The sequence below is a fragment of the Xanthomonas hortorum genome (assembly GCF_024339125.1).
GTDB classification, from domain to species: Bacteria; Pseudomonadota; Gammaproteobacteria; order Xanthomonadales; family Xanthomonadaceae; genus Xanthomonas; species Xanthomonas hortorum.
In genome coordinates this window covers 4193138-4220033 of record NZ_CP101417.1, presented here as the reverse complement: position 1 = coordinate 4220033, position 26896 = coordinate 4193138, and the positions used below count along the sequence as shown (strand labels likewise).

General features: G+C 64.9%; 4 protein-coding genes. All 4 read right to left on the bottom strand.

The window, feature by feature from the left end:
• Positions 1-11: 11 nt before the first annotated feature.
• From NMB96_RS18030 to NMB96_RS18015, 4 genes are read right to left on the bottom strand one after another with little or no spacing between them, the layout of a single operon-like run.
• Positions 12-1364: an aminotransferase-like domain-containing protein gene (locus NMB96_RS18030; RefSeq protein ID WP_255085362.1), complete on the bottom strand. Its 1353-nt coding sequence runs from the start codon at positions 1362-1364 to the stop codon at positions 12-14.
• The gene (locus NMB96_RS18025; protein WP_023904073.1) at positions 1361-1870 is read right to left on the bottom strand and encodes a VOC family protein; all 510 of its coding nucleotides are present in this window, start codon (positions 1868-1870) and stop codon (positions 1361-1363) included. The genes NMB96_RS18030 and NMB96_RS18025 overlap by 4 nt, the downstream gene beginning before the upstream one ends.
• Positions 1867-18363, bottom strand: a complete 16497-nt coding sequence (locus NMB96_RS18020) for a non-ribosomal peptide synthetase (RefSeq protein WP_255085361.1) — start codon at positions 18361-18363, stop codon at positions 1867-1869. The genes NMB96_RS18025 and NMB96_RS18020 overlap by 4 nt, the downstream gene beginning before the upstream one ends.
• Entirely contained in the window at positions 18350-26896 is an 8547-nt protein-coding gene (locus tag NMB96_RS18015) for a non-ribosomal peptide synthetase (RefSeq protein WP_255085360.1), read from the bottom strand. Before NMB96_RS18015 ends, NMB96_RS18020 begins: the two co-directional genes overlap by 14 nt.

The following is a 26896-nucleotide window of genomic DNA, read 5'->3' as shown; positions in this document are numbered from 1 at the left end:
TTGTTGCTGCGTTATGTGCAGCGTTCGCCGATTGCCGCTGTAGTCACCACTCCCGCATCCAGACGCGTGCGAACGAACGCGGCGAACTGCGCAATGCCGTGCGCGATGTCCTGGCTTGCGACGTTGCTGTAGGCCAACCGCACTTGCATGCTGCAACCGCTATCGATAGCGAAGAACGACAGCGGCATCACCAGCACGCCGTACTGCCGCGCGCAGATTTCCGCGTCCTCGGCAGTGAAAGCGAACGGCAACGTCACGATCAGAAAGAAACCGCCGGCCGGCGTATTCCAGCGCACCTGTGGTGCGCACTGGCCGAGTTCGTGCTGCAGGCAATCGAGCATGCGATCGCGGTTGTGCCGATACAGCGCACGCGGCGCGGCAATCAGGCGTTGCAGGCTGCCGCCATGTTCGAGCAGCACGCCGCCGACGATGGCCTGGCCGATCTGGCTGGTGTTCAAGCTGCAGAAACTCTTGCGACGCAATAACCGCTCTTTCAATGCAGTCGCGGCGTCGGCATCGCCGAACAACTGTGCAGGCAGCACTGCAAAGCCCACTCGCACCGCCGGGCACAAGGTCTTGGAATAAGTGCCCAGATAGATCACGCAGCCGTGCCGATCCAGTGCCACCATCGGCGCGACCCGCTCGGCTTCGAAGCCGAACATGCCGTACGGGTTGTCTTCCAGGATCACGATGCCGTGTTCGGCACACACCTCCAGGATGGCCTCGCGTGCCTCACGCGATAGCAGCGTGCCGGTGGGATTGTCGAAATCCGGCACCAGATAGAGCACGCGTGCGCGCTTGCCGGCCGCCTGCAGTTGCTGCAGCGTGTGCTGTAACGCGCTGGCATCGGTGTGTGCGTCGCTGCATGCGTGCTGATTGAAAGCGACGATCTCGATACCGTGCGTGTCGGCCACGCCGGTGATGCCGATGTAGCTGGGATTGCGCGCCAGAATCACATCGCCCTTGGTTTGGCACAGTTCGGTCACGCACAACAACAAGGCCTCCTGGCAACCGGCGGTGACGATGATGCGCTCGGGCGTGGCGAGGACCTGTTCGTCATGCCGCAGCTGTGTTGCGATCAGTTCGTCGAGGATGCCCTGGGTGCGTCCGTACTGGGCGATCAACTCCAGTGCGCGTTGCGGTGCAAGGCCGTGGCGCTGCGCAAAATAGCTGGCAAAGCGCGGCAGCGTGTGCAGCCAGGCTTGCAGGTCGAAGCCGCTATCGCTGGGGCGGCCGGAGGCGAACGAGATCGCCTGCGGATAGCGCGCGGAGACCTCGTTGAGGAAGTTCATCACCTCCAGGCGATCGCCTGCGGTTGCGGTGCTAGGCGGCGGTGGCAGCTGCATCGCAGGCGCGGCGCTCAATACGCACCGCTGCGTTCGAGTTGGGCGAACAGTTCGTTGACCGAGGCGTCCTGGAATCCGCTTTCGCCATGGCGTTCGATCAGTTCGAAGCACAGGCCGGTCACGCTGTCGCGGCTGGAAAAGGCCTGTTTCAAGCCACTTCCTTCGATCACGCTGGTGTCGAAACCGAGCCCGCGCTCGCGCAGCTGGCCGGTGGTGGCGTGTACGTCGTCCACGCGCAGCGCGATGTGGGCGACGCCAACGCCGTGATGCTCGATCAGCCGCGACACCTGCGATTCCGGCTCGGTGCCCTGGCACAGCACGAAGGTGATCTCGCCCTGGCGCATCTCTGCCGAGACCATGCCGGTGTGCTTGCCGGCGATCTGCCGGCGCCCCATCAGCTCGAAACCCAAGCGGTGCTGAAAGAAGTCGACCGCTGCTTCCAGGTCCCGCACGGCGAGCGCGATGTGGTCGATGCTGTGGTAGCGCGGGGTCGGATCGGTGTGTTGCAGTGGCGAGGCAGTCATGGGGAACTCCGGACGTCTTGCGATGGGGCAGGGGGAAGGTCGGCTGGGCTGCCGACGTGGGTCGCGTTTGCGTCGGTGTCGGTCTGCAACAGCGCGGCCAGACCGGCCGGGGTGGGCGCCTGGTAGAGCTGGCGCAGGGTGAGCGCCAGCCCCAGTCGTGATGCTTGCTGAAGGAATGCGATGGCGCGCATTGAATCGCCGCCGATGGCGAAGAACGCGTCGTCGCGGCCGACCTGCGGCAGCGCCAGCAGCTCGGTCCAGAGCGTGGCGATCTGGGTCTCGGTCGCGCCGCGTGGTGCGCTGAAGGCGGCGATGGCGCGGTCGGCTGCTTGCGGCGCGGGTAAGGCACGCAGGTTGTGCTTGCCATTGATGCTCAATGGCAGTGCATCCAACTGCACATAAGCCGCTGGCACCATGTGGGCGGGCAGGCGGGCCGCCAGCCTGGCGCGCAGTGCTGCCGGAGACAGCGACTGCCGATCTACCTCGGGGCGTGCGACCAGATACGCCACCAGCACTGGCTCGGCTTGATCGGTGTTGTACAGCATGACCAAGACCTCGGCCAGCTCGCTGCAGGCTTCGCGCAATGCGGCCTCGATTTCGCCGGGGTCGACTCGGTAGCCGCGGAGCTTGAGTTGCCGGTCGCGCCGGCCGAGGAATTCCAGCGTTCCATCGCTGCGCCAACGTGCCAGGTCGCCGCTGCGGTACATGCGTTCGCCGACATTGAACGGATCGGCCACAAACGCAGCCACGCTCAATGCCGCGTGCCCGAGATAGCCGCGTGCGACAGTGCGGCCGGTGATGCAGATCTCGCCGGGTGTGCCATCCGGTACCAATCGTCCAGCGGAATCGAGCAGATAGATGCGGGTATTGGCGATGGGCAGGCCGATCGCTGGCGGAGCGTGTTCGTCTTCGCCGCACACGTGCAACGTGCTCCACACGGTGGCTTCGCTGGGGCCATAGGCGTTGAACAGGCGGCGGCCCGGTGCCCACTGTTGCGCCAGTGCGGCGGGCAGGACGTCGCCAGCGGCAATCAGGGTCTGCAAGTGTGGCAGCGGTGTGTGTGGCAGCGACTGCAGCACGGCCGGCGGCAGCACTGCGTGGGTGATCTGCGATTGCGCGAGCCATTGATGCAGTGACTCGCCGCTGCGCGCCTGTGTGGCCGGAGGCACATGCAGGCTGGCGCCGCTGGCAAGTGCGAGCAACCACTCGAACACGTGCGCATCCACGCCGTGAGGTGCCAGCTGTGCCACGCGGTCGCCGGGCCCTGCGCCGAAGGCTGCCAGCTGCGCGGCAACCAAGTTGGCGGTGCTGTGATGTTCGACCAGCACTGCTTTCGGCGCACCGCTGGAGCCGGAGGTATAGACGACGTAGGCCAGATGGTGCGGACTCAGGTCAGGTAGCGCTGGCGCTGTGGTTGCCAGGTTCTTCCAGGCTGGCGCGGGATCGTCCAGCGCGCAGACCTTCAGGTCATGCGCCGCGCCCAGTTGCTGCACGCCCGCGCTGTCAGCCAGCACCAGCAGCGGTGCACTGTCGGCGAGCAGTTGCATCAGTCGCGCCGTGGGCAGGCGTGGGTCGAGCGCCAGATAGGCGCCGCCGGCCTTGAGTGTGGCCAGAATCGCCGTCATCGCCTGCGGGCCAGGTGTGGCGATGACCGCAACCAATCGCTCCGGCGCCACACCCGCGGTGTGCAGATAGTGCGCGAGGCGGTCGGCCTGCAGATCGAGTTCGGCATAGCTCAGCCGCTGCTCGCCGCATTCCACTGCAAGGGCCTCGGGAATGCGTTGCGCCTGGATTTCGAACCACCGGTGCAGAGCATGTTCGTCGATTGGCCGTGCGGTGCTGCAGCGGTTGCGAAGCCGCGCGGCTTCTTCTGCAGGCAATAAGTCGATGTCATGCAATGGGGTGTCGGGAGCCTGTTCCAGTGCCTGTACCAGCTGCAGCAACGCGCTCTGCATGAAGCGGCACACGCGGGCTGCGCCGATCTCGGGCAAGGCCTGCGCGGTGAGGCCCAATGCAGTGCCGAAATCTTCCACCGAGATCACCAACGGCAACGGACTGCATTCGCGCGCATGCAGCAGTTGCGCGCCGCCTAGCGTGTGCTGTGCACGTGCCGGTGACTGGTGGCGGTAGTTGATCAAGCTGTTGAACAACGGTGCGGGTGCAGGCACACCGCTGCAGCGTTGCACCATGCTGAGAGAGGCATGTTCGTGCAGCAGCAGTTCGGCCAGCTGTGCGTGCAGTTGCTGCAGCGCTGTGCGTGCAGCGTCGCTGTTGCTGCGCACGCGCACTGGCAGCACGTTGATGCATGGGCCCATCAACTGCGCGTCTGCCTGACCCATGCGCCCCAGCAACACGGTGCCGAACACGGCATCGTCGGCACCGGCGGCGCGCGCCATCACCAGGCCCCAGGCCAGATGGCACAGGCTGGCCAGGCTCGCCCCGGCGGCCTTGGCCTGGGTGCGCAGGCGCTCGCTCAGCGCCGGATCCAGCGGCAGGTGATGTTCTTGAACCGGCGCGCCATCCGGATGCAGGCCGACCAGGCCGAACGGCGCGGTGGCGGTGTCCACATCGCCGAGCAGGCGACGGAAGAAGTGTTGTTGCTGCACGGCCGCTTCGGGTTGGCGGGTATGCGCCACCAACGCGCGAAACGGCGAGGGCGGCGGCAGCTGCGGCGCGTGTTCGTCCAGATGCTGCTGGATCTCGTCCATCAGCAGATCCAGCGTGGCGTGGTCGCCGACCATGTGGTGCCAGCGCAGCGCAAGTAACCAGCGTTGCGCGTGGGCGTCGTGTACCAAGGTGGCGTGCATCAGCGGTGCTTGATGCAGGTCCAGGCGATGGTGCAGCGGGGTGATGAGGTCGTCCAGCTGTGCGCTTGTCTGATCGTTGGGTTCCAGGGCGGCAGGGTCCAACACGTTCACCTGCAGTGGCGCATGCCGCAGAACCACTTGCACCGGCTCGCTCAGGCCCTCCCACAACACCGCGCTGCGCAGGATGTCGTGGCGGTCGATCACGGCCTGCAGTGCAGCTAGATAACGCTGCGCTGCTGCGCGATCGGCGAAGGCCCATTGCGCGCTGAGGATGTAGGGATCGCCTGTGCTGGCGAGCAGATGGTGGAACAGCAGGCCATGCTGGAATGGCGAGAGTGCGTAGATGTCCTGGACGTTGGCGAGGCCGCCGGGAACCTGTTCCAGCACGCGGTCGATGTCTTGTTGGGTGAGGTCGGCTAGCGGCAGGTGTTGCGGGGTGAGTTGGGTTAGGTCGGGTGTGATGCGGTTGGGTGGGACCGCCGGTGCACTGCTGGTTTCTGTGTTGCTGCGCAGACTGGCGGCAAAGCCAGCCAAGGTGGGGGAGGCGAAGAGGTTGCGCACTTCGGCGTGCAACCCATCGGCGCGCAAGCGTTCGATCAGGTGGATCGCCAGCAACGAGTGCCCGCCGAGCGCGAAGAACTGATCGTCGCGACCGACCTGATGTACGCCGAGCAACTCACACCAATGTGCTGCGATGGTGCATTCGATATGTCCTTGTGGGGGCACGAAGTCTTGCTTCGTCAAGGCGTCTTCGGTGGGCGCGGGCAGGGCGCGGCGATCGAGCTTGCCGTTGGGCGTCAGTGGCAGCGCGTCGAGGTGCACGTAAGCGGCTGGCACCATGTAGTCGGGGAGCTGCGCGGCCAGATGGGTGCGCAGCGTTTCGATCGGCAGCAGCTTAGCGGCCAGGTAGTAAGCGACCAGGTGCAGCTGGCCGGATTGATCTTTGCGTGCAAGCACAACTGCATCGCGCACATCGGAGTGCGTAGCGAGCCTTGCAGCGATCTCACCAGGTTCAATGCGCAGGCCACGGATCTTGACCTGATCGTCGTTGCGGCCGAGGTATTCGAGGACGCCATTGGCACGCCAACGTGCCAGATCACCAGTCTTGTAGAGCTGAGCATCGGATGCGGGGCGGAAAGGATCAGGAATAAAACGCTGGGCAGTGAGCTCAGGGCGATCGAGATAGCCACGTGCGACTTGCACACCGCCGATATGCAGCTCTCCCGCCACACCGATTGGCACCGGCTGCAGATGCGTATCGAGCACATAGAGCTGGGTATTGGCCACTGGGGTGCCGATGGGTGTGTTGTCGGGGGTATCTGGATTAGCCGTGCAATCCCAGAAGCTGACGTCGATGGCGGCTTCGGTCGGGCCATAAAGATTGTGCAGTTGCACGCCGGGTAGCTGGGTGCGGAAGCGCTGTACCAGTTGCCCGGGCAAAGCTTCGCCGCTGCAAATCACGCGGGTGAGTCCGCTGCAGTGTTGCGGTGCGTCGGTTGCCAGAAAGGCGTCGAGCATCGAAGGCACGAAGTGCAGCGTTGTCACTGCAGCCTCGGCGATGATTGCGCCGAGGTAAGCCGGATCCTTGTGCCCACCAGGACGCGCCAGCTGTAAACGCGCGCCACTCAACAGCGGCCAAAACAGTTCCCACACCGAGACATCGAAGCTGATCGGCGTTTTTTGCAGCACCACATCGTCTGGGCTGAGCGCATAAGTGTCCTGCATCCACAGCAGCCGATTGACCACGCCGCGATGGGTGTTCATCGCGCCCTTGGGCGTGCCAGTGGAGCCGGAGGTGTAGATCACGTAGGCCAGGTGATGCGGTTGTAATTCGGGGACGTGCGGGGCGGTGGTGGGCAACGTTGCCCACGGTGGGCTGGCGTGGTCCAGAACGCAGATGGGCAGCCCTGCCAGACGCTGCATGCTGTCCAGTGCATTGGTATCGAGTGGTGGCAGGCGCTCCGTTGCGTTGGGGTTTAGCAGCGACACGCAACCTAGTGCATCGGTAGCAAACAGCGACACGTGATCGCGCGCATGGGCATCGACGAGCAGGGCAAGCGGTTGGCTGTCGGCGAGCATGTCGGTCAGGCGCTGGGCGGGGTAGTCCGGATCCAGCGGGACGTAGGCGCCACCGGCCTTCAGGATGGCGAGCAAGCCGACTACCAACGCCGTGCTGCGCTGCGCGCAAATCGCCACGCAGACATCGGGGCCGACGCCCAGTTGGCGCAGATGGTGAGCCAGCTGATTGGCCTGTGCTTCGAGCGCGGCGTAGTCAAGTTGCTGGTCGTCTTGCGCGACGGCGATGGCATGTGGAGTGCGCTGCACCTGCTGTGCGATCACCTCGTGCAAGAGCGTGGCGGGGTAGACCACCGGCGCGGGCTGGAACTCGACCAGCAGTTGTTGGCGCTCGCGTGGATCGAGCAATGCGACAGTGTCCAGTGGCGCGTCACTGTCGGCGACCATGGCGCGCAGGAGAGCGTGCAGATAGCCGACGATGCGGGTGGCAGTGGCGGCGTCGAAGACTGCGGTGGCATAACTCAGCGTCCCGTTGATGCTGACGCCCTGGCTGCCATCGGCGAGCTGCCCGACTGAAGTGCCGCCACTGTGCAATTGCAAGGCAAGATCGAAACGCGCGGCGTTGGCCGGAATCTGCAGCGATTGCGGATTCAGCGCGAACCAAGGGTCGTTTGTCATCTCTGACGACTCACCAGGTTCGTCCGTGGTTCCCGGATGATTGGCATGCTCGTCGACAGCAGTGGGCCACACGCCAGCAATCGCGTCTTGCTCCCATGCCATCAGCGTCTGCACCAGCGGCGTATGCGCACTGCTGCGTACGGGCTGCACGGCCTGGACTACCTGCTCGAATGGCAGATCCTGATGCGCCTGCGCAGCGAGTACGTGCTGTTTTACATGCGCCAACAGCGCAGCAGTGCTCAAGCTTGCTGGGGTATCGAAACGGATCGCCAGCGTGTTGACGAAGAACCCGATCAGCGGCTCCAGCTCGGCGCGCGTACGCCCGGCGACCGGGATGCCGATCAACACGCAATCCTGCCGGCACAATCGCGACAACAGCGCACCCCATGCCGCCAGCACGGTCATGAACACCGTGCAGCCATGGCGGCGCGCCAGCATTTCCAGTGCCTGGCCAAGGTCGGCGTCGAAGGCAACAGGAACTTCAGCGCCGCTGAAATCCTGCTGGGGCGGACGCGGACGATCCAACGGCAGATCAAGCAGGGTGGGTACGTCGGCGAGCTGGCGTTGCCAGTACTCGACTTGCTGCTGACGGCGCGCTCCTTGCAGCCACTGGCGCTGCCAGGCGGCGTAGTCGGGATACTGGATCGGCAGCGGTGGTAAAGGGTTTGGCAGGCCACCTAGGCAACTGACGTACAGGACTGCCAGTTCGTGCAGCAGCACACCGACCGACCAGCCATCCGAGGCGCTGTGATGCTGAGTGATCAGCAGGGCATGTTCATCGGCCGACAATTGCAGCAGACGAAAACGGATCGGGGCATCGCGATCGAGCTGGAACGGCGTGTTAGCCTCATGCACGATCCACTGCTGCAGCGCGGCGTCTGCGTCAGAGTGATCTGTGAGCGTGCGATCAGTGAGCAGGTGCTCGTGCAGTAGCAAAGCTTGTTCGGGCGGTAGTAACACGACATGTACCTGTTCGCCACGCACCTTTTCGACATGCGCTTGCTCGGCAGAACGCGGCGCCGGAATCAGACCGCTGGGTAGTGTGGCATCGGCGATATCGCTGCTTTGGTGCGGCACGCGGCTCTGCCGAAAACAACTGCGCAACGCCTCATGCCGTGCGACCAGCGCGTGCAGCGCCGCACGCAGGGCACCGCGATCCAACGCGCCGTGCAGACGCAAACCCATTGGCATGATGTACGTCGCGCTGGGGCCTTCCAGCTGATCCAGAAACCACAGCCGCTGCTGGGCGAAGGACAGCGGCAATGGCTGATCGCGCGGCAGGCGTGGGATCGGTGTAGAGACATCCTCCTCAGCGTCTTGCAGCGCGAGCGCCAGGTCGCATAGCACCGGGTGGGAAAACAACAGCGCTACCGGTACGTGCCGTGCAAGCGCGGTCTGCAGGCGGGCGCACACGCGCATGGCCAGTAACGAGTGGCCGCCGAGTTCGAAGAAGTGATCATGCCGGCCAACATGCGGCAGCCCGAGTAGCTCACTCCATAACGCGGCCAGCAGATATTCATTAGGGCCTTGTGGCGTTGCATAGCCGGCCGCTGCGACTGCAGCGCGATCGGGCGCAGGCAACGCGCGACGGTCGACTTTTCCGCTGGCGGTGAGTGGCAGGCAGTGCAAGCGCACGACCGCCGATGGCAGCATGTGCTCGGGCAGGTGCTTGGCTAGCGCCTCACGCAGCGTTGCCGGATCCAACGCGTCGTCGATGCCATTGTCACTGCTCTCGCTTGGCTTCGTCGCTGCAACGACATACGCCACCAACTGCTTGTCGGCTGCGCCTTGCTGACGTGCGATCACCACCGCGTCGGCCACTCCAGCGCAGCCGCGCAGTGCCATTTCAATCTCGCCGGGTTCGATGCGGAAGCCGCGTACTTTCAGCTGCTGATCGCAGCGGCCCAGGAAGTCCAGGCTGCCGTCCTCGCGCCAACGCGCCAGATCGCCGCTTCGATACAACCGACCACCGGGCACGAACGGATCTTCGCTAAAGCGTTCTTCCGTGAGGACCGGCTGATTGAGATAACCGCGTGCCACGCCTGGCCCGCCGATGTAGAGCTCGCCAGGCACGCCGATCGGCACCAATTGGCGTTGATCGTCCAATAGATAAATCCGCGTGCTGGCGATCGGGCGCCCAATCGGCACTGCAGTTACCGGTGCCTTGGCAAAGCGATGACAGGTGCTGAAGGTGGTTGCCTCGGTCGGCCCGTATGCGTTGATCAACTGGCAGTGCGGCAAGGCTCGATTTACACGCTCGACAGCCGCTCGCGACAGCACATCGCCGCCGGCCAACAGCTGTCGCAGGCTGTGCAACTGGCTCAGTTGCGCAGCACCAAGCAGTTCGAACAGCCCAGCGGTCAGCCACAACGTGCTGACCTGATGCTGTTGGACCTGCGCACAGATCACGTCCAGGTTCAGCGGGCTGGGCGGTGCAAGCACCAATCGCGCACCATTGAGCAGCGCACCCCATAGCTCGAACGTTGAAGCATCGAAAGCCAGCGGTGCTGCGAGGAGGAAGCATTGCGACACATCGCAGTCGGCGTAGTCAGGCGCGCACACCAGTCGCACCACATTGCGCTGCTCGACCATCACGCCCTTGGGCGTGCCGGTAGAGCCGGAGGTATAGAGCACGTAGGCCAGGTGATGCGGCTGTAGCTCAGGCACAGCAGGTGCAGTGGTGGGCAACGAGGCCCAGGCAGGATCGATCTGATCCAGCTGACACACCGCCAACGCATCGGGCAGCGGCAAGCGATGCAGAGACTGAGCATCTGCAAGCACAGCCACTGGGCGAGCATCGTCCAGCAACGCGTGCAATCGCTGCGGCGGTGCCTTAGCATCCAACGGCAAATAAGCACCGCCTGCTTTGAGAATGGCGAGCAAGCCGATCACCAACGCGGGGCTGCGCACGGCGCTGATCGCAACCAGACAATCGGGGCCAACGCCCAGTGCACGCAGATGATGTGCCAGACGATTGGCCTGCAGATCCAACTCGCCGTAACTCAACTGTGTATCGCCGCACACCAGCGCAGTCGCTTGCGGCGCGCGTGCGGCCTGCTCGGCGAACAACGTTGCCATGCCACGTTGCGGAAACTGCGTGTGGCTGCAGTTGAACGCTTGCAGCAAGCGATCGCGCTCACTGCTTTTCAGCAGTTGCGCCTGGCCCACGATGGCAGCCGGCTGCGCGGTCATCGCACGCAATACGTCTTGAAAATGCGTGGCGAAACGTTGCGCACTCCGCACATCGAACAACGCGGTGGCGTAGTTGAGCTGGCCGACCAAGCCGTCGCCTGCTGGCCCCACAGTTAGCCCAAGCTCGAACTTGGCGGTGGTGTTGGCCACCGGCATCGGCTCGATCTTGAGTCCATCCCACTGGGTCATTGCCAGCGTGTCTTCCCAAGAAAAAATCGTCTGCACCAGCGGTGGATACGCGGTGCTGCGCAGCGGCCGCAGCGCCTCGACCACCTGTTCGAACGGCAGGTCCTGATGCGCCTGCGCGTCCAGCACGGTCTGGCGGATCTGTGCCAGCAATGCGGTCGCATCCAGGCTGCCAGGTGCGTCGAAGCGGATCGCCAGCGTATTGACGAAGAACCCGATCAGCGGTTCCAGTTCCACCCGCGTGCGCCCCGCCACCGGGATGCCGACCAGCACGCAGTCCTGGCGACACAGCCGCGACAACAGTGCACCCCAGGCCGCGAGCAAGGTCATGAACAAGGTGCAGCCATTGCGGCGCGACAACGCTTCAAGATCACGCGTCAGCTCGGCATCCAGTTCGAAGCGGAGCTCTGCGCCGATGCCGTCCTGCTGCGCTGGCCGCTGGCGGTCCAGCGGTAGATCGAGCAGCGTCGGTGCGTCGGCGAGCTGGCCTTGCCAATAGTCGAGTTGCTGCTGGCGGCGTGGCCCCTGCAACCATTCGCGCTGCCAGACGGCGTAGTCCGGATACTGGATCGGCAGCGGCGGCAATGGATCGGGTTGGCCGTGGCGGCAGCTGGCATACAGCGTGGACAGTTCCTGCAGCAGCACGCCCACCGACCAGCCGTCCGAGCAACTGTGGTGCTGGGTGATCAGCAGTACATGCTCGGTTGCGCCCAATTGCAGCAGACGGAAGCGGATCGGCGCCTCCCGATCCAGCTGAAACGGAGTCTGGGCTTCCTGTTCCAGCCACTGCCGCACGGCCGCTTCGGAGGCGTCGGCGCTGAGGTCGTGCAACGCGTGCTCGGTCAGCACCAACGCGTGTACCGGCTCCAGTAGCGCAACGTGCGCGTCGCCGTCACTGGTCACGAAACAGCTGCGCAGCGCATCGTGTCTGGCCAGCAACATTTGCAGTGCCGCGATCAGCGCGGCGCGATCCAGTGCGCCGTGCAGGCGAAGACCTATCGGCATCAGATACGTGGCAGCAGGCCCCTGTAACTGATCCAGAAACCACAGCCGCTGCTGGGCAAAGGACAAGGGAAGCCGCTGCTTGCGTGCATGCCTTTGGATCGGTGCCAGCGCCTGTACGGTGCCGGCATCCAGAGCGCGCGCCAGCGTATGCAGCACCGGATGCGCGAACAGCAACGCCACAGGCATGTGGCGACCCAAGCTTGCCTGCACCCGCGCACTCAAGCGCATCGCTAGCAACGAGTGCCCACCCAGTGCGAAGAAATCGTCATAGCGGCCAATGCGCGGCAGCCCCAACAGCTCGGCCCACAGGCCTGCCAGGCTGACTTCGGTGGCGCCTTCGGGCGCGCGATAGGCGTGGGTGGCGAACGCATTGTTGTCCGGTGCCGGCAACGCGTTGCGATCCAGCTTGCCGTTGCGCGTCAACGGCAGGCTGTGCAGACGCACGAACGCGGCGGGTACCAGATAGTCGGGCAGCCGCATTGCCAACGCCGCGCGCAGCGTTGCAGGAACAAGCTCGCTGTCTTTCGCGTTCGTCGTTGCGGTGACATAAGCCACCAGCACCTTGCCGTTGCCGGCCGGGCCATCTTCGCGTGCGATCACGGCCGCTTCGGCCACGCCGCTGCACTGGCGCAACGCTGCTTCGACCTCGCCCGGCTCGACGCGGAAACCGCGGATCTTGACCTGCTGGTCGCCACGGCCGAGAAACTCCAGGCTACCGTCGGCCAGCCAACGCCCCAGATCGCCGCTACGGTAGATCCGCCCGCCTGGATGGAACGGGTCGGCGAGGAAGCGCTCGGCAGTGAGCTGCGGCCGGTTGAGATAACCGTGCGCCACGCCAATGCCGCCGATGCACAGCTCGCCCGGCACACCGATCGGCACCGGCTGCAGTTCGCCATCGAGCAGGTAGATGCGGGCATTGCCGATCGGCCTTCCCAGCGGTGGCCGTTGCCCGTCCAGCGGCCGGCGCAGCACGCAGGTGGTGGCGAAGGTGGTGGCCTCGGTGGGGCCATAGCAATGCAGCAACTGCCCGGGCGGGTGTTGGCGCAGCACGTGATCGATGGCGCTCGAATCCACTGCATCGCCGCCCATCATCAACAGGCGTAGCTGCCCGATGACATCGCCCAACGCGCGTGCATGCTGCTGAAACAGACCTGCGGTGAGATGCAGCACGCTGATCGCTTCGCGACGCATCAGCTGTGCCAGCGCGTCGGCCTGCAAGGTCTGCGCGTGATCGACGACCACCAGGCGCGCGCCATGCAGCAGCGGCGCCCAAACTTCCAGCGTGCTGATGTCGAAAGCGGGATTGCCGACCCAGGCAACGCGGTCCTGCTCGATGAAATTGCCGCAGGCCGGATTGCAGGCCAGGTTGATCACTGCACGTTGGGTGATCTGCACACCTTTGGGCCGGCCGCTGGAGCCGGAGGTGTACATCACATAGGCCAGTGCTGCGGCGCTTGCCGGACGTGGCGAGACGCTGGTGACCGCAGCGGCATCGGCATCAAGATCGACCGCATGCAATTGCAGCGTCGCCGCCAGTGCGGCTTGCGGCGCGCGTCCGGCAGCATGCAGCAGATGTCGCGCTGCGCAGTCATCGAGAATGCTGGCGCTGCGTGTCCACGGCGCGTCCGGATCCAGCGGCACATAGACGGCACCGGCTTTCAGAATGGCCAACTGCGCCAGCACCAGTTCCGCACTGCGAGGTAGCCACATGGCCACCAGCTCACCGGGGCCGACGCCGGCAGCGCGCAACTGCCGGGCCAGCGCAGTGGCCTGCGCGTCCAGCGTGGCGTAATCGATCTGGCGCGCGCCATCGACCACCGCGATGGCGGCAGGGCTGCGCTGCGCCTGACGCTCGAACAGTGCGGCCAGCGCAGTGTCGTCGGGGCAGGGCGCGTCGGTCTGGTTGAAGCTGTGCAGCACCTGCCGGCGTTCGTCTGGCGGCAGCACATCGAGCTGGGTCAGCGCTGTGTCCGGCGATCGCTCCAGCGCAGCGGCCAGCGCCTGCAATGCCGACTCCATGAAGGCGCACAGCCGCTCCGGTGCCAGCGGCGCGACGCTTTGCGCGCTCAGCTCCAGCGTGCGGCCATCGTCCCCTACCGACAGCGCCAGCGGGTAATGCGTGCGTTCCTCGGCGCTCAGCAAGGCGCCGTCTTGCGGAGGCGCGGCCACCGCGTTGGAGCCGGCGTTGTGACGATAGTTGAGCAACGCGGTGAACAGCGGCGCAGGAGCCGGCACCGCACTGCAACGCTGTGCCAGCGCGAGCGAGGCGTGTTCGTGGCGCAGCAGTGCGCTCAGTTCGGCATGGGTGTGCTGCAGCGCCGCTGCCACGCCAGTGTGTTGCTGCAGCCGCAGACGCAACGGCAAGGTGTTGATGAACAGGCCCAGAGTGCTGGCATCGGGCTGGTCCATGCGGCCGAACAACACGGTGCCGAACACCGGCTCGGCGCAACCGCTGCTGCGTGCCACCACCAACCCCCAGGCGAGATGGCACAGGCTGGCCAGACTGATACCGTGTTGGCTGGCAAGTTGCCGCAGGCGTGCGCTCAGCGCTGGCGGCAACGCGTGTTCGTAGCTGCTCACCACACCAGTGGCGTCGAGCAGACCGAACGGCGCACATGGCGTGTCCAGATCGCCTAGACGTGCGCGGAAAAATGCTTCGTGCGCAGCTTGCGGTAGTCCCAGGCGCGCTTGTGCGACAAGGTTGCGGAACGGTTGCGGCGGCGGGAATTCGCCGCCGCGCCCAGCCAGCAGCGCCTGGATTTCGGACTGGATGGTTTCCAGCGTGGTGTGGTCGCCGATCAGATGGTGTTGCAACAACAGCAGATGCCAGCGTTGGCTATCCGGGTCGGCAACCACGCTGGCATGCAGCAACGGTGCACGGCGCAGATCCAGCTGGCGCGGCTGCGGGTGCGCGGCGAGCTGTTCTTCGAACGATTGCTGTGAATCGAAGCTGGAGCAATCCAACGCTTCGAGCGGCAACGATGCATGGCGATAGACCACTTGTACCGGCTCGCTCAGGCCTTCCCACAGCACTGCGCTGCGCAGGATGTCGTGGCGATCGATCACGCGCTGCAGTGCGGCCAGGTAAGCGTCCAGCCCGGCGCGGTCGGCAAAGCGCAGGCGCAGGCGTAGCAGATACGGATCGCCATCGGGCGCGAGCAGGTGATGGAACAGCAGGCCGTCCTGCAGCGGCGATAGCGCGTACAAATCCTGCAGGTTGGCTAGGCCGCCGGGCACGTGTTCGAGCACGCGATCGATGTCTTGCTGGGTGAGCTCGGCAAGTGGCAACTGCTGCGGCGTGAGCTTGGTCAGCTCAGGGGTGATGTGGTTGGGTGGCACCACCAGCGCGGCGCTGTTGTCGCCGTGCAGGCTGGCGGCGAAACCGGCCAGGGTGGGCGCGGTAAACAGGTGGCGCACCTGCGCATGCAGCCCATCGGCACGCAGACGCTCTACCAGGCGGATCGCCAACAACGAGTGACCGCCGAGTGCAAAGAACTGATCGTCGCGGCCTACTTGCTGCACACCGAGCAATGCGCACCAGTGCGCGGCGATGGCGCATTCGGTCGGTCCCTGTGGCGGGACGAACGCACGCGCGGCCAGGGCATCGTCGGTGGGGGCGGGCAGGGCGCGGCGATCGAGCTTGCCGTTGGCCGTCAGTGGCAGCGCGTCCAGTAGCACGTACGCGGCCGGCAGCATGTAGTCGGGCAATTGCGCGGTCAGTGCGGCACGCAGCTGGGCCGGTGCGAGCGTGTCGGCGTCAGTATCGGGCTGCGCGGTGATGTAGGCGACCAAGCGTTTTTCTGTCGCGCCGCTGCCGGTGGCGATCACTGCGGCTTCGGCCACGCCAGGGCAGGCGGCGAGCCGCGCGGCGATCTCGCCGGGCTCGATGCGGAAGCCGCAGATCTTGACCTGGTCGTCGGCGCGCCCGCGAAATTCCAGACGGCCATCGGCCCGCCAGCGCGCCAGATCGCCGCTGCGGTAACAACGTTCGGCCGGCTCGAACGGATCGTCGATAAACCGTTCCGCGCTCAGCACCGGCTGATGCAGATAACCACGCGCAACACCGTGCCCGCCGATGTACAACTCGCCGACGCAGCCGTGCGGCACCAGCTGCTGGAAGGCGTCGAGCAGATACACGCGGGTATTGGCGATCGGCCGGCCGATGTCGGCGGGGTGATCGCCATCGGCCAACAGGCCGGAGGTGGCCACGACCGTTGTTTCGGTGGGCCCGTAGTTGTTGCTCAGGCGCAGGCCGGCCGGCAACCGCGGTAGCCGCCGCAGTTGGTCGCCACCGATCAACAGCTGCTGCAATGACGGCGGCAGCGCGCCTTGTTCCAGCGCCAGTTCGGCGATGGGCGTGACCAGAAAACCGCTGTGCAATGGCTGCTGCCGCCACCAGTCGAGCAAAGCCTGCGGGTCGCGCGCGGTGGTCGCTGGCGGCAGGTGCAAGGTGGCGCCGCTGCACAAGGCCGGCCACAGTTCCCAGGCATTGGCGTCGAAGCCGATTGCCGCTGTGGCGGCAGTGTGCTGTCCTGCAGTCAGGCCGAAGCTCTGCTGATGCCAGTGCACCAGATTTGCAAGCGCGCGATGTTCCACCATCACGCCCTTCGGTGTGCCGGTGGAGCCGGAGGTATAGATCACGTAGGCCAGATGCTGCGGCTGCGCAAGCGCGAGCGCTTCGTCCAGCATCGAAGCCTCTGCCCAGGCAGGCGCGGCGTCATCCATCCGGCAGATCGGCAGATCGGTGGGCGGCATCAAATGCGACAGCGTGACGCTGTCTGCCAGCAACACGCTGGGCCGGCAATCGGCGAGCAGGAATGCCAGGCGCTCGCCTGGATCTTCCGGGTCCAGCGGCACATACGCGGCTCCGGCCAGCAGGCTGGCCAGCAGGCCAACGACCTGCTGCGGGCTGCGCCGCAAACACACCGCGACACGCGCATCCGGCATCACGCCGAGCCTGCGCAGATACCGTGCGAGCTGTGTTGCCTGCGCTTGCAGCTGCGCGTAGCTCAGCTGCTGCTCGCCTTGCACCAGCGCAAGTGCATCCGGTGTGGCTGCAGCTTGTGCCGTGAACCAGTGCACCACACTGCCGGCCGGTACCGTCATGTGGGTCTGATTACGATCGTGCAGCAACTGTCGGCGCTCGGCAGGCGACAGCAGTTCGATCGTTGCCAGTGCGCGCCGCTCGTCGTCCAACATGCCGCGCAGCAGCGCTTCGAAATAGCCCACCAGCCGCGCGATTGTCGATGCATCGAACAAGGCGGTGGCATAGCTGAGCCGCCCACATATCCCTTGCGGGGTCGCCGCCAGGGTCAGGGTCAGATCGAATTTTGCGCTGCGCTCGGCCAGCGTCAGTGGCTGCGGTTGGAGTGCTGCCCACGCGCCTTGTTCCGGCGCAGAGTGCGATTCCTCCCACGCAAACATCACCTGCACCAGCGGGGTATAGCCGGCATCGCGCAACGGTTGCAGATGTTCGACCAACTGCTCGAACGGCAGCTCCTGATGGTCCTGCGCGGCCAGCACATTGCGGCGTACCTGGGCCAGCAGCGTGGCGGTGTCTGTGGTGAGGTCCACATCCACGCGCACCGGCAAGGTGTTGACGAAAAAACCCACCAGCGGCTCCAGCGCCGCACGCGTGCGGCCGGCGAACGGACTGCCGATCAATACGCTGGATTGCCGGCACAGCCGTGCCAGCAGCGCGCCCCAGCCGGCCACCAAGGTCATGAAACGCGTGCAGCCATGCCGCCGCGACAGGGCGTCCAACGCATCGCTGAACTCAGCGTCGAACGCAAACCTGAGTTCGCCGCCATCGCTGTTGACCAGTGGCGGGCGCGGGCGATCCACTGGCAGGTCGATCAGGGTCGGTGCATCGGCCAGCTGCGCGCGCCAGTAGTCGACCTGGCGTTTGCCTTCGCCCGCGCCAAGCCACTGGCCTTGCCAGGCGGCGTAGTCGGCGTAGTCGATCGCAAGCGCCGGTAGCGGGTTCGGCCGGCGTGCGTGGAAGGCGTTGTAAAGCGCAGCCAGTTCGCGCTGCAGCACTGCTTCGGACCAGGCATCGGAAGCGCTGTGATGTGTCGTGCTGAGCAGCACATGTGCATCGTCTGCCCGCTTCAGCAGGCGGAAACGGATCAGTGGGCCTTGTTCGAGTTGGAACGGCGTACTGGCTTCGTGGTCCAGCCAGTGCTTCAGCGCTGCATCGGCCTGCACAGCATCAAGCGTGGACAGATCATGTTCGTTGAGCTGCAGTGCCTGCTCGGCCGGCAACCATTGCATCCGCACCTGCTCGCCGTCGGGCACAAAGCGGCTGCGCAGTGGTCCATGGCGCGCCAGCAATGCCTGCAGTGCTTCGATCAGTGCGGTGCGGTCCAGCGTGCCTTGCAGACGTAGCCCGGCGCACATCAGGTAACTCGTGCCGGAGCCATGCAACTGCTCCAGAAACCACAGCCGCTGCTGCGCGAACGAGGCCGGCAGCAGGCCGCTGTGGTCGGTTGGCACCAAGGTGTCCAGCACCGGTGCGGGGGCGAGGTGCTGTTGCTGCGCCAGCGCGAGCAAGCGTTCCAGTGCGTCGGTGTCCAGAGCGTCCAGCGCGGTGGACTTATCGTGCGACATGATCCATCTCCGTAAGTGCACTCAGTTGCGCCAGCGCGTCGGGCGCCAGGCGTTGCAGCTGTGCCAGCGCGAGCCTGCGGCTGAAGGCGGCCAGGGTCGGGAACTCGAACACCGCCGACAGCGGCAACCGCACCTGCGCCTGTTCGCTCAACTGCGCCAGCAAGCGCACCGCCAGCAGCGATTGCCCGCCCAGCGCGAAGAAGTCGTCGTCGCGGCCCACCTGCGGCAGCCCGAGCAGCCGGCACCAATGCGCGGCCACCAGGCATTCGGTGGGGCCGCTCGGCGCGCTGTATGGGCGCAGCGCAAACGCCTGGCCGTCCGGCGCCGGCAGGGCCTTGCGATCGAGCTTGCCGTTGGCGGTCAGCGGCAGCTTGGGTAGCACCACCCAGGCCGACGGCAGCATGTGCTCGGGCAATGCGCGGTCGAGTGCGGCACGCAGCGTGGCAGGCCGTAAAGCCCCGGCATCGGCATCGGCATCGACATCGGGCAGCGCGGTGAGATAGGCCACCAGCCGCGTCAGGCCCGGGCTGTCTTCGCGTGCCAGCACCACCGCTTCACGCACCCCGGGGGCCGCGAGCAGACGCGATTCGATCTCGCTCAGCTCCACCCGCAAGCCGCGGATCTTGACCTGGTGATCGTTGCGTCCCAGGTACTGCAGGTTGCCATCGGGCAGCCAGCGCGCCAGGTCGCCGGTCTTGTAGCGGCGCGCGTGGTGCACGTCGAAATGGTCGTCGGCGATGAAGCGCTCGGCACTGAGCTCAGGCAGATTCCAATACCCGCGCGCCACCTGCACGCCACCGATATGCAGCTCGCCGGGCACGCCGACCGGCACCGGCTGGCCATGGGTATCGAGCACGTACAAGCGGGTATTGGCGATCGGCCGGCCGATCGGCACCAGCCCGGGGTGCAGCTGCGGATCGCACTGCCAATGACTGACTTCAATCGCCGCCTCAGTTGGACCATAGAGGTTGTGCAATTCAACATGCGGCAGCGCCTGTAGACAGCGCCGCTGCAAGGCATCGCTCAGCGCCTCGCCACTGCACAGCAGCCAGCGCAGGCTGGGGCAACGTGGCGGTTCGGCTTGATCGAGAAACAGCTGCAGCATCGACGGAACGAAGTGCGCCTGGGTGATACCGCGTTGTTGGATCAAACTGGCCAGATACTGCGGATCCTGATGCCCCTGCGGGCGCGCAAGCACCAGGCGTGCGCCGGCCTGCAGCGGCGAGAAGATCTCCCATAGCGAGATATCGAAACCGAACGGCGTCTTCTGCAGCGCCCGATCATGCGGCCCCAGCGGGAACATGGTTTGATGCCACTGCAGTCGGTTGACCACGCCGCGATGTGCGTTCATCACTCCCTTCGGCTGGCCGGTGGAGCCGGAGGTGTAGATCACGTAAGCCAGGCAGTCTGGATGCAGGTCGGGCAGCTGCGGTGCGCTAGCGGGCTGCGCGTTCCACGGCAGCTCTGGTGCATCCAGACGACAGTAAGTGACTTCGGGAAGTTGCGGGATTCTTGCCAGGCCATAGCCGTCGCAGAGCACCGCCAGCGGTTGGCTGTCGGCCAGCATGTAGGCCAGTCGCTCGCTCGGATACTCCGGATCCAATGGCACATACGCAGCGCCGGCCTTGAGAATGCCGAGCAGGCCGATCACCAGCTCAGGGCTGCGCTGCAGACACAGCGCCACGCGACATTCCGGGCCCACGCCGAGGCTGCGCAGGTGATGGGCCAACTGGTTGGCCTGGGCCTCCAATTCGGCGTAACTCAACGAGCGTGCATCCAGTTCCACCGCGATGGCATCGGGCGTGAGCCGTACCTGCGCTTCGAACAGCTGGTGCAGGCAGATGCCGGGGACAAACGCGGTGACGCTGGCATTGAAGCTTTCCAGTACCTGCGTTTGCTCTTCTTCGGGCAACACTGGCAATCGCTGCACCGGCGTCTGCGGCGCATGCTCCAACGCATCGACCAGGCCGCTCAGAGCGGTGGCCAGATAGCTGCACAACCGTTGTGGGTTCAGCGCTGCACAGACTTGCGCGGTCAGCGCCAGGCCATGCCCATCGTCTTCCACGGCCAGATGCATCGGATAGTGCGTGCGCTCCTCGCCGCCGCGCAGAGCAGCATCGCCGCCGTCGCGATTGTGCCGGTAGTTGAACAAGGCGGTGAACAGCGGCGCCGGTGCCGGCACCGCGCTGCAACGCTGCGCCAGTGCCAGCGAGGCGTGTTCGTGACGCAGTAACGCGGCCAGATCGGCGTGCGTGCGGCGCACGGCCGCTTCGGCGCCGATCGGCTCGGCCAGCGCGATGCGTAGCGGCAGGGTATTGATAAACGGTCCGAGTGCTCCAGCTGCGGTCTGCCCCATGCGGCCGAACAGCACGCTGCCGAACACCGCGTCGGTGCAGCCGCTGGTGCGGGCCACGACCAATGCCCAGGCCAGATGGCACACGCTTGCAAGACTGACACCCAATCGTTGCGCCGCTTGGCGCAGTCGTGCAACCAATGCAGCATCCAGCACCATCGTGTGTTCGCCGGGCGCGGTATCGGCCGCCTGCAACAGGCCGAATGGCGCGCACGGCGTATCCAGATCGCCCAGGCGCTCGCGGAAAAACGCTTCGTGCGCGGCTTGCGGCAATCCCAGACGCGCTTGTGCCACAAGGTTGCGGAACGGTTGCGGCGGCGGGAGCTCAGCGCCGTGTCCGGCTTGCAGCGCCTGGATCTCGGACTGGATGGTTTCCAGCGTGGTGTGATCGCCGATCAGATGGTGTTGCAACAGCAGCAGATGCCAACGTTGACCATCAGGATCGGCAACTACGCTGGCGTGCAGCAGCGGTGCGCGGCGCAGATCCAACTGGCGCAGTTGTGGGCGCGTGGCTAGTTGCTCTTCGAACGGTTGTCGTGGATCGAAGCTGCAGCAATCCAGTGCGTCGATCGCGAGCGTTGCGCGGCGATAGACCACTTGTACCGGTTCGCTCAGGCCTTCCCACAGCACCGCACTGCGCAGGATGTCATGGCGGTCGATCACGGTTTGCAGTGCGGTCAGATAGGCGTCCAACCCGGCGCGATCGTTAAAGCGCAGCCGCAGGCGTAATAGGTAAGGATCGCCATCGGTGGCAAGCAGGTGATGGAACAGCAGGCCGTCCTGCAACGGCGAGAGTGCGTAGATGTCCTGGACGTTGGCAAGGCCGCCGGGAACCTGTTCCAGCACGCGGTCGATGTCTTGCTGGGTGAGGTCGGCTAGCGGCAGGTGTTGCGGGGTGAGTTGGGTTAGGTCGGGGGTGATGCGGTTGGGTGGGATGACTAGCGTGGTGTTGGTAGTTGTCGTGTTGTGCAGGCTTGCGGCAAAACCGGACAGGGTGGGGCTGGCGAAGAGGTTGCGCACTTCGGCGTGCAACCCATCGGCGCGCAAGCGTTCGATCAGATGGATCGCCAGCAACGAGTGCCCGCCGAGAGCGAAGAACTGATCGTCGCGACCGACGTGTTGCACTCCGAGGAGCTCGCACCAATGTGCTGCAATGATGTTCTCGGTTGGTCCTTGCGGAGGCACGAAGTCGCGTGTTCCCAAGGCGGCTTCGGTTGGCGCGGGCAGGGCGCGGCGATCGAGCTTGCCGTTGGGCGTCAGTGGCAGCGCCTCCAGGTGCACGTAAGCCGCTGGCACCATGTAGTCGGGGAGTTGCGCGGAGAGATGGCTTCGCAGTGTTTCGATCGGCAGCAGCTTGGCGGCCAGGTAGTAAGCGACCAGGCGCAGCTGTCCGGATTGATCTTTGCGTGCAAGCACGACTGCATCGCGCACATCGGAGTGCGTAGCGAGCCTTGCAGCGATCTCACCAGGTTCAATGCGCAGGCCACGGATCTTGACCTGATCGTCGTTGCGGCCGAGGTATTCGAGGACGCCATCGGCACGCCAGCGCGCAAGGTCACCCGTCTTGTAGAGCTGCGCATCGGGTGCGGGGCGGAAAGGATCGGGAATGAAACGCTGGGCAGTGAGCTCAGGGCGATCGAGATAGCCGCGCGCGACTTGCACACCGCCGATATGTAGCTCTCCCGCCACGCCGATTGGCACTGGCTGCAGATGCGTATCGAGCACATAGAGCTGCGTGTTGGCGACTGGGGTGCCGATCGGTGTGTTGTCGGGGATATCGGGATTAGCGTTGCAATCCCAGAAGCTGACGTCGATGGCGGCTTCGGTCGGGCCATAAAGATTGTGCAGTTGCACGCCGGGCAGCTGTCTGCGGAAGCGCTGTACCAGTTGCCCGGGCAAAGCTTCGCCGCTGCAAATCACGCGGGTGAGTCCGCTGCAGTGCTGCGGTGCGTCGGTTGCCAGAAATGCGTCGAGCATCGAAGGCACGAAGTGCAGCGTTGTCACTGCAGCCTCGGCGATGGTTGCGCCGAGGTAAGCCGGATCCTTGTGCCCACCAGGACGCGCCAGCTGCAAACGCGCGCCACTCAACAGCGGCCAAAACAGTTCCCACACCGAGACATCGAAGCTGATCGGCGTTTTTTGCAGCACCACATCGTCTGGGGTGAGCGCATAGGTGTCCTGCATCCACAGCAGCCGATTGACCACGCCGCGATGGGTGTTCATCGCGCCCTTGGGCGTGCCGGTGGAGCCGGAGGTGTAGATCACGTAGGCCAGGTGGTCGTGTTCTAGCGCTGGCACGTGCGGGGTGGTCGTGGGCTGGTGGTCCCAGGGCGTATTGGGCTGATCCAGCTGATAAACTGCCAATGTGCTCGGCAGTCCTTTGCAGAGCAGCACGCTGTCCGCTAGCTCAGTATCAAGCAGCGAGACGCGGTGCAGCGCGTCGCTAGCCAGTAGCGGGAGGTGTTCGCACGCATACGCATCGACAAGCAGGGCGAGCGGTTGGCTGTCGGCGAGCATGTCGGCCAAACGCTGGGCCGGGTACTCCGGATCCAGCGGCACATAGGCGCCGCCGGCTTTCAAAATCGCGAGCAGCCCGACCACCAACATTGGGCTGCGCTGCGCGCAAATCGCCACGCGTACATCAGGGCCAACGCCGAGTTGGCGCAGATGGTGGGCAAGCTGATTGGCCTGCGCATCCAGCGCGGCATAGTCCAACTGCAGTTGGTCCTGGGCCACCGCGATGGCGTGCGGCGTGCGCTGGACTTGCTGCTCGATCAGCTCATGCAACAACGTGCAGGGATAAACGACAGCAGCCGGCTGGAAGTCGACCAACAACTGCTGGCGTTCGTGCGCATCCAGTAATGCCACGGTGTCCAGTGGCACGGTGCTGTCGGCAGCCATGGCGCGCAGCAAGCTTTGCAGATAGCCAACGATGCGGTTGGCAGTCGCGGCATCGAACACGGCAGTGGCATAGCTCAGCGTGCCTTGCACACAGGATTCGGCGAGATTGCCGCTGTGTCGCTGTCCCACTGGCTCGTCACCACTGCGCAACTGCAAGGTGAGATCGAAGCGGGCGGCCTTGGCGGGAATCTGCAGCCGTTGCGGATCCAGTGCGGCCCAGGGATCGTCCGCGATTTTTGGATGGTCAGCATCTGCACCAGAGACGTGTGGAACCACGCCAGCCACTGCGTCCTGCTCCCAGGCCAACAACGTCTGCACTAACGGTGTATGCGCACTGCTGCGTACGGGTTGTACGGCCTGCACCACCTGCTCGAACGGCACATCCTGATGCGCCTGCGCATCGAGTACTTGCTGGCGCACCTGCGCCAACAGCGCGGCAGTACTCACGCTTGCGGGGGCATCGAAACGGATCGCCAGCGTGTTGACGAAGAAACCGATCAGCGGCTCCAGCTCGGCGCGCGTGCGCCCGGCAACCGGGATGCCGACCAGCACGCAGTCCTGGCGACATAAACGCGACAACAGCGCGCCCCACGCCGCCAGCACGGTCATGAACACGGTGCAGCCATGGCGGCGCGCCAAAGTCTCCAGTGCGTGGCTGAGATCGGCATCGAAGTGGATGGCGACCTCGGCACCGCTGAAATCCTGCTGCGGCGGGCGTGGGCGATCCAGCGGCAGATCGAGCAAGCTGGGGGCGCCTGCAAGCTGACGTTGCCAATAATCGAGTTGCTGCTGCCGACGTTGCCCTTCCAGCCACTGACGCTGCCAGGTGGCGTAGTCGGGATACTGGATCGGCAGTGGCGGCAGCGGGTCTGGCTGGCCGCGCAGGCAACTTGCATACAGCGCAGACAGCTCATGCAACAACACACCCACCGACCAGCCGTCCGAGGCACTGTGATGCTGGGTGATCAGCAATGCATGTTCATCGAGTGAGAGCTGCAGCAGACGGAAACGGATCGGTGCATCGCGATCGAGCTGGAACGGCGTGCTGGCCTCATACGCGATCCAGCATCGTAGTTCGGCGTCTGGATCGAAGTGATTGTTGAGTGCGTGATCTGTAAGCAGTTGCTCGTGCAGCACCAAGGCTTGTTCGGGCGGCAGTAGTTCGATATGCACCTGTTCGCTATGAACTCTCTCTGCTTGGACCTGCTCGGCCAGACACGACGTGGGCAGCAGACAAGTGGATAGCGGAGCGGTTGCGATATCGCCGTTTTCTTGCGGCAAGCGGCGTTGCCTGAAGCAACTGCGCAAGGCTTCGTGCCGCGCAACAAGCGCATGCAGCGCCGCTCGCAGCGCACCACGATCCAGCGCACCGCGCAGACGCAGGCCCATCGGCATGATGTAAGTGGCGCTAGGGCCTTCCAGTTGATCCAGGAACCACAGCCGCTGCTGCGCGAAAGACAGCGGCAACGGCTGGTCGCGCGGCAGGTGCGGGATTGCGCCTAGCGCATCGCCAGCACTGCCCTGTAACGCGATTGCTAGTTCACATAACACCGGATGCGCAAACAGCAGCGCCATCGGCACCTGCCGCATCAGTGCGGTCTGCAGCCGGCCACAGACGCGCATGGCCAGCAACGAATGCCCGCCGAGTGCAAAAAAATGATCGTGCCGGCCTACCTGCGGCAACCCAAGTAGCTCGGCCCACACTGTGGCCAGCAGACACTCGTTTGCGCCTTGCGGCGGCACATAGCCGGCTGCCGCGACTGCAGCACGATCCGGCGCCGGCAAGGCACGTCGATCCAGTTTGCCGCTGGCAGTCAGCGGTAACTGCTGTAACCGCACAAATGCCGACGGCAGCATGTGCTCGGGCAGTTTTTGGGCCAGCGCGGCGCGCAAGGTGGCGGGAGCCAGTGCGTCGATATCGCAGCCATTGCTGTCGCTTGGCTGCGGTGAAGCGATGACATATGCCACCAATTGTTTATCAGCCGCACCTTCCTGTCGCGCAACGACCACCGCGTCGGCCACCCCGGTGCACCTGCGTAACGCCGCCTCGATCTCGCCAGGCTCGATACGGAAACCACGCACCTTCAGCTGTTGATCGACACGACCCAGAAAGTCCAGGCTGCCATCCTCGCGCCACCGCGCCAGATCGCCGCTTCGATACAGCCGACCACCTGGCAAAAACGGATCTTCTCCAAAACGCTCAGCGGTCAATGACGACTGATTGAGATAACCACGGGCCACGCCCGGGCCACCGATGTAGATCTCACCAGGCACACCGATCGGCACAAGCTCGCGCTGGTCATCCAACAGATAGATCCGCGTACCGGCGATCGGGCGCCCAATCGGTACCGAGGTCACCGCTGCCTCGTCGAAGCGATGACAGCTACTGAAGGTGGTCGCCTCGGTTGGCCCGTACGCGTTGATCAACTGGCAGTGCGGCAAGGCTTGGTTGACACGTTCGACAGCGGCACGCGACAGCACATCCCCGCCAGCCAATAGCTGGCGCAGGCTGTGCAACTGGCTCAGCTGCACAGGATCAAGCAGCTCGAACAGGCCAGCGGTCAGCCATAAGGTGGTCACCCGATGCTGCTGCACCTGTGCACAGATCGCATCCAGATCCAGCGTGCCGGGCGGGGCAAGCACCAACTGTGCGCCATTGAGCAACGCCCCCCATAGCTCGAACGTGGACGCATCGAAGGCCAGCGGCGCGGCAAGCAGGAAACGCTGCGAAGCATCGCAATCAACATAGTCGGGCGCACACACCAGGCGCACGACGTTGCGTTGCTCGACCATCACGCCCTTGGGCACGCCGGTGGAGCCGGAGGTATACAGCACGTAGGCCAGATGATGCGGCTGCAGCGCTGGCACATCGGGTGCGGTGCCAGGGAAATCGCCCCACGCGGGATTGACCTGATCCAGCCGACACACCGGCAACGTATCGGGCAGCGGCAAACGACGCAACGCATCTGCATCGGCGAGCACAGCACATGGACGCGCATCATCCAGCAACGTACTCAAACGCTGTGAAGGCGCATCGGCATCCAGCGGCAGATACGCACCTCCGGCCTTGAGGATCGCCAGCAAGCCGATCACCAACGCAGGGCTGCGTGCCGCACTGATCGCAACCAGACAATCCGGGCCAACGCCAAGCGCACACAGACGATGCGCAAGACGATTGGCCTGAAGATCCAGCTCGGCATAACTCAGACGTGTCTCGCCACACACAAGCGCGGTCGCCTGCGGCGCGCGCGCGGCCTGCTCGGCAAACAACACTGCCAT